Here is a 344-nt window from a genome sequence, read left to right as displayed (position 1 = left end):
ACAGGCTTTCTTCTTCGGGGTAATAAGAACAAAGTATCTACTCTTATTTCGATTAAGTACTCGCCTCAAATCAAATCCTAGGAATCCGAAGGATTCTCCTTTTAAAACATTAACCACTCGGGTTTTCTCCAGATTCAGTTCAACTCCCAAAGGCTTTAATTGTTCCCACAGTCGTCGCAATGCCAATTCAGCCCATCCACGTTTACTAGAGTGTCCGCTTACAGTGATAACTATATCATCAGCAAAACGGTGATAGTTTACAGCCTCGTAATGGTTTTCTGTTGTCTTACGTCGAATGGCATCAAATGTCCAATCTACTTCATTGAGGTAGATGTTTGCGGCTA

The 344-nt window shown here is 41.0% G+C and carries 1 protein-coding gene; it reads right to left on the bottom strand.

Annotated elements, in window-relative coordinates:
* Positions 1-344: reverse transcriptase domain-containing protein (locus MR155_RS31625; protein WP_242312138.1), on the bottom strand; the 344-nt coding region annotated here is incomplete at both ends.

The sequence above is a fragment of the Bacillus cereus group sp. BfR-BA-01331 genome, from assembly GCF_022663915.1.
Lineage (GTDB): Bacteria > Bacillota > Bacilli > Bacillales > Bacillaceae_G > Bacillus_A > Bacillus_A mycoides.
The sequence above is the reverse complement of the archived record's forward strand: the minus strand, read 5'-3'. Positions and strand labels throughout refer to the sequence as shown.